Annotated in this window: 5 protein-coding genes and 1 pseudogene; all 6 read left to right on the top strand. The window is 44.7% G+C overall.

The window, feature by feature from the left end; genetic code table 11:
• The first annotated feature begins 323 nt into the window (after positions 1–323).
• Entirely contained in the window at positions 324–575 is a 252-nt protein-coding gene (locus tag MJ770_RS14875) for a hypothetical protein (RefSeq protein WP_239255962.1), read from the top strand.
• A 238-nt stretch (positions 576–813) separates the two neighbouring features.
• Complete coding sequence (locus tag MJ770_RS14870) at positions 814–1,014, top strand: hypothetical protein (RefSeq protein WP_239255960.1); 201 nt, start codon at positions 814–816, stop codon at positions 1,012–1,014.
• A 537-nt stretch (positions 1,015–1,551) separates the two neighbouring features.
• Entirely contained in the window at positions 1,552–3,441 is a 1,890-nt protein-coding gene (locus MJ770_RS15465; protein WP_305855823.1) for a tetratricopeptide repeat protein, read from the top strand.
• A gap of 854 nt (positions 3,442–4,295) precedes the next feature.
• The gene (locus MJ770_RS14850) at positions 4,296–4,940 is read left to right on the top strand and encodes a MotA/TolQ/ExbB proton channel family protein (protein ID WP_239255958.1); all 645 of its coding nucleotides are present in this window, start codon (positions 4,296–4,298) and stop codon (positions 4,938–4,940) included.
• Entirely contained in the window at positions 4,927–5,328 is a 402-nt protein-coding gene (locus MJ770_RS14845; protein ID WP_239255956.1) for an ExbD/TolR family protein, read from the top strand. The genes MJ770_RS14850 and MJ770_RS14845 overlap by 14 nt, the downstream gene beginning before the upstream one ends.
• Positions 5,329–5,338: 10 nt before the next feature.
• Positions 5,339–5,611, top strand: a pseudogene (locus tag MJ770_RS14840) (hypothetical protein); the annotation flags it as partial.

Raw genomic sequence — 5,611 nt, 5'->3', positions numbered from 1 at the left:
TTATTCTGTTTTAAATAATTTTTTCTCTTTTTTAATTCGATCTCACACAAATATCTGTCTGGGTCAAAAATGACCCTGAATTGGGTCAATTCGACGCATTTCGCTGTCTGTCGCCATTCTGCAGCTCATTTGTTCTCTTGATCGCTAAATTTAATGGGTCAAATGTAACCCGCTTAAATTCCAATATTGAATGTTTATTTAATTGTATTCAATTGCTTATTGGTAATTCTATATTCTGGCATCATCTTTGCTGACAAAGCACTACATAGTAGTGGCATTAGTAAAGTTAAATAACTTTATTCCCGTCAAAGGAGTTGCACAATGTGGAATATGACAAATTAAAATCAGATTTAGCAGAATTGCACAATTTTATTGTTCATTATTTACAGAATAATCCGAATGCGGCTGACTCACTGGATGGAATTATTGATTGCTGGTTACCGCAAATGTATAAAAACGTTGATGCAGTAAAAATTGAACAAGCTCTCGAACAGTTAATCGCTGAGGGTCTGCTGAGGAGAATAACCTTGGTCGATGGGTCAATTCTCTATAGGCAAGGAGAGTCGAGCGATTAAATGTCGTTTGGTTCGGATGTGGTTATTGAATAGATTAAATATAACTTTTTGATAGTAAACTATTATTAATATATTACGACCACAGCTTTTGGAGCGATATTAATTTCGTGAGTCAATTTTATTTGTTTTGTAGCAGAATAGTGGCCAGAATCGCCTTTGAATAGTTAATTAGTAATTTATATGAAATAGTTTCCAAAGTATATTTATGTGTTCGATATTTCCATTTTTTTGCAGAAACATGCGTGAGTCCACCATTGATTGGGCCATGCTGTTTGCTCCAGGGCAATGCCTGTCCGTATTTCAATGGAAAGCGAATGGTCTGCAAGAAGTCTCGATGTTACCTAGATGGTTGACTTGCTTAGAGCAATTTTTAGCTGGGCAAATCTTACTGGTTGCATCTTTCTATGTGAGTGCCAGCAGCATTACTAAAAACCTTTAGCCATTTGTAATGGCAGGATGTTAGATATACGCTGTCAATTTGGTTCACTTGCTCTTAAGGTGGCAGATTGGATGCAATTTCCGTTTCTAGGTAATGAAAAATGGCTGGCATCAAGCGGAAAATTTGTTCTTGACCGGACAGAATAAGATTCTGTCCGGTCAAGAACAAATCCACAGACATCGCATATCACCGCACTTTCCCACGTTTCGTTTCCTGTTGACTCATCAACATCTTCATATTCAAAATATCCGCCGCTATGGTATTGATCGGGCACTGAATTTACTCAACTCAAACTCAAGGCGATATTTATATTGGGGAGAAAGGGAAGGCAATACTGCTTTGCGCAGACTCACTTCGTGCCATTGACCTCAAGCCGCAGATATTGTATGAATAGAAGGTCTAGCAGCATGCTACGCACAAACCAAGACACATGCTGTGTTTATTAGCTTTCTCTGGTTCTGTGCCGACGTCACCTGCATAAGATATCGGGACACCATGGCCTGAACCACTCTTCGCTGTTGCACAATGAGATGACCAATGAAACAACTACTGTTCTGTATTTTTACTGCGCTACTGTTGAATGTTGGTACAACGTGGGCAAGCCCGTTCAAAGACGGCCTGGCTGCGCATAAGCGTGGTGACTACAGAAACGCAGTGCTGTGGTACTTCAAAGCGGCAGCACAAGAGCATGCGGGTGCGCAATATAATCTTGGCTTGATGTATTACAGTGGGCAAGGCGTTTCGCAGAGCTATTCAAAAGCAGTGAAATGGTTTCGGCGAGCAGCGACGCAAGGAAATACAGGTGCGCAATACAATCTAGGCTTGATGTATCACCGTGGCCAAGGGGTTTCGCAGAGCTATTCAAAAGCAGTGAAATGGTATCGGCTAGCTGCGGATCAAGGGAGTTCGAGTGCGCAATTTAGTCTCGGCAATCTGCATGAGAAAGGGATAGGAGTTTCCCAGGATTACGCTGAAGCAATTAAATGGTATCGCCTGGCGGCGACTCAAGGGCATGTGGGTGCGCAATACAATCTTGGAAATCTGTATGAAAAAGGGATAGGAGCTTCCCAGGATTACACAGAAGCAGTGAAATGGTATCGCCTGGCTGCAGAACAGGGGAATCCAGATGCGCAATACAATCTTGGCATGATGTACGAAGAAGGACAAGGCATTACGCAGGACCACGCAGCAGCAGTCAAGTGGTGGCGTCTGGCAGCCGCACAGGTTCATGCGCTGGCGCAATATAGGCTTGGCGCGATTTATGACGAAGGACACGGTGTTCCACAAGACGATGCTGAAGCAGTCAGATGGTATCGCTTGGCAGCAGCACAGGGCTATGCAGATTCGCAATACAATCTTGGCTTGAAATATGCCAATGGACAAGGCGTTATACAGGACTATGCAGAAGCGATTAAATGGTATCGCCTGGCAGCAAAACAAGGAAATGCGAATGCTCAGTATGAGCTTGGTTTGAAATATGCCAATGGGCAAGGTGTTGCTCAGGATTCCATAGAAGCCCTCAAATTGTGGCGTCAGGCTGCAGCGCAGGGGAATGCAGATGCGCAATATAATATTGGCTATCTGTATGACAAAGGAAAAGGCGTTTCGCAAGACTACGTAGAAGCAGTTAAGTGGTATCAACTTGCAGCAGAACAAGGTAATTCAGATGCACAATACAATCTTGGCTTGAAGTATGCCAATGGGCACGGTCTTGCGCATGACTACGCACAAGCACTCAGGTGGTGGCGCCTGGCAGCTAAACAAGGGCAGGCGGAGGCGCAATTCAGCCTTGGCGTAAGTTATATGAAAGGGCAGGGTGTTCCAAAAGATTATGCTGAATCAGTCAAGTGGTATCGGCTGGCAGCAGCGCAGGCGAATGCGCATGCACAAAACAACCTCGGATTGATGTATTACCGCGGGCAAAGCGTCCCGCAAGACTACCTTGAAGCTGCCAGGTGGTTGCAGCTTGCTGCAGCGCAGGAGGATGATCTGGCGCAATACAATCTTGGCTATATGTATTATAAAGGGCAAGGCGTTGAGCAGGATTACACAGAAGCAGCCAAGTGGTGGCGTTTAGCCGCAACTCAGGGGCAAGCAGAGGCGCAATTCAACCTCGGCATGAGTTATAAGGCGGGGCAAGGTGTCCCGCAAGATTACGCTGAAGCAGTAAAATGGTATCGCTTGGCAGCAATGCAGGGGAATGCGAATGCGCAATACAATCTTGGCGTGATGTATGAGAAAGCGCAAGGTGTTGCGCTGGACTATGTTCGTGCACATATGTGGTTCAATCTTAGTGCAGCATCAAGATATGAAGATGCTGCTAAGAGTCGCGACATTGTTTCAAAGCAAATGACGTTACAGCAAATCACAAGAGCACAGAAGATGGCAAATGACTGTCAGCAGAAAAATTTTAAAGTATGCGACTAAACCTGAGAATCAATCCGACTCAGCCCGAAAAACCGGTCTGTTAAGTGAGCCAAGAAAACCGCCGTTTTCGTAATGGATGTTGATATTTTAACAATGCGTCAGCCTTCTTTGCTTGGGAACTGAATGAGCTATCAGTATTTTTGTCCTGTAACAACAGAATGCGATCCCTGGCAGCTTGTCAGACTTAAAGGAAGTCGGCTGCAATAAGAGCTGAACTGTGACTATTACGCCGTTTTTGGGTAATGGGGTAACGATCACTCTGTTAAATCGTCAAGTGCGGTAGGCAGGCATTTCACCACACAGTGAAATGCTCGCAAAACTCACCCTCGCTCAGCTCAATTTTCGCTACGATTTTTTTAGCCCTGCGGGTCGCTAGCCGTCGGGAGGCACTACCTGATGCACTGAGCAGGTTAAAAACCAATGCAGAAGAATAATTAAGCTATGCAACTGATAGTAAGCACTAGCTGTCAATTGCTATCATGTTCTGGATTGGTCATACAACAGGTTGCTCTCGATATTGCTTGGGTGGATATTGGCGTCAAGCATAGCTACCTATCATCAGCTCACGATGTACATTTTTCCGAAAAGCGCGTCGTCCGCAAAATTGTGAGAAACGCAGCGTCGTCTGCAGCAAGCAGTCTGAATTCGTTCATTTACTCTCCAGTTACACCACCGCTTTTGGGACGCAAGTATCAAGTTTGAATGTCTAAAGTTGAGTAAAATGAGAAACTTCAAGGGAATTATAAGTGAAGCAGGCGCATCTCAATTTGGACCACAGTGAAAAATGTTACTTGGCCATCAATAAAATTTTTTAATTAGTAACTGGGGATTATCCCTTGTATATGGAGATAGCGATGCAAGAATTACAAGATGCTTGGATAGCATTTAAGCTTGGCGGGATGATTATCCTGCCATTGTCTTTGCTGGGAATAATCGCTTTAGCCATTATGCTTGAGAAGGCATTTCTCTATTGGCGTTTTGCACGACTGTCATATGACTTGCTTAACCTTGTTGAAACTTATAATTTTGCATGGAACGACCTGGAAAATATGCTTTCTGGGTTGAATGAACGTCACTATTACAAGCGATTCTTCGAGGTGGTGATCACTAATCGACATCGACCTGCATGGTGGACTGAATCTCGTGCAGCGGATGAAGCCCAGCTGATTGAAAAATCCCTTGCGCGACGGTTATGGATGCTAGAAACCATCGTCACCGCGGCTCCTTTGCTAGGGCTGCTGGGAACAATTATTGGAATGATGCATGCCTTCGAGATAATAGGTGGCGATGTCGTCAATCCTGCGGGCGTAACAGGGAGTGTGGCAGAGGCACTTATTGCTACTGCAGTTGGTCTATTGATTGCACTGATTGCATTGTTTGGATTCAATTATTTTTCTCGTCTGCAATCACAAACGATGGATGAAATGGAACGACTTGGTACACGTCTGATTGATCACATCCGTTTAGATCAACAAGGTAGCATTCATGAAGCTGCGTAAATCCAGAACGCATCGCAAGGGGCGCATCGAGATCATTCCGATGATCGATGTGATGTTTTTCTTACTGGTGACGTTCATGCTGTCTTCATTGTCGATGCAGAATCTTGATTCCCTGCAGGTAAACCTGCCCAAAGGAGAGGCTGAAAAACTCAGCATTGATGCACCAGTAACGATAACATTGACGGGGGATAGCAAAATCTTCATCAATCGCATTCCCGTAACACTGGAAACGTTAGCCGACACGCTCAGGCCGCTGTTAAAAACTTCACAACAAAACGTTGTCGTATCAGCGGACAATGAAGCGCCACAAGGCATAGTAGTGCAGGCGATGTTGCAGGCTCGAGCTGCCGGTGCCCAACATTTTTTGATTGCAATCAAACATAAATGATGTGGTAAGCATGCCCGACTCTAGATCGAAGGAGATTCGATTCTGGTGGCCTTTACCACTGGCGGCCATCATTTGGCTGACCATCATTTTTGAATTTGGTAATTTACTGAAATCTCCTAAAATCGAGATTGTATCTGCGCCTCCAATTCATGCACGCTTTGTAGAATTGCCCGAAGTAATACCAGAAGAAGAATTCTTACATACTCCGAACAAGACTCCTCAGATTAAGCCTGAGCCTGAGCCTGAGCCTGAGCCTGAGCCTGAGCCTGAGCCTGAGCCTGAG

Source organism: Candidatus Nitrotoga sp. M5, assembly GCF_927904885.1.
GTDB lineage: Bacteria > Pseudomonadota > Gammaproteobacteria > Burkholderiales > Gallionellaceae > Nitrotoga.
The sequence above is the reverse complement of the archived record's forward strand: the minus strand, read 5'-3'. Positions and strand labels throughout refer to the sequence as shown.

Coding starts and splice junctions, on each gene's coding strand:
- MJ770_RS14870 (WP_239255960.1), top strand. CDS start 814: ATGCGTGAGTCCACCATTGATTGGGCCATGCTGTTTGCTCCAGGGCAA.
- MJ770_RS15465 (WP_305855823.1), top strand. CDS start 1,552: ATGAAACAACTACTGTTCTGTATTTTTACTGCGCTACTGTTGAATGTT.
- MJ770_RS14850 (WP_239255958.1), top strand. CDS start 4,296: ATGCAAGAATTACAAGATGCTTGGATAGCATTTAAGCTTGGCGGGATG.
- MJ770_RS14845 (WP_239255956.1), top strand. CDS start 4,927: ATGAAGCTGCGTAAATCCAGAACGCATCGCAAGGGGCGCATCGAGATC.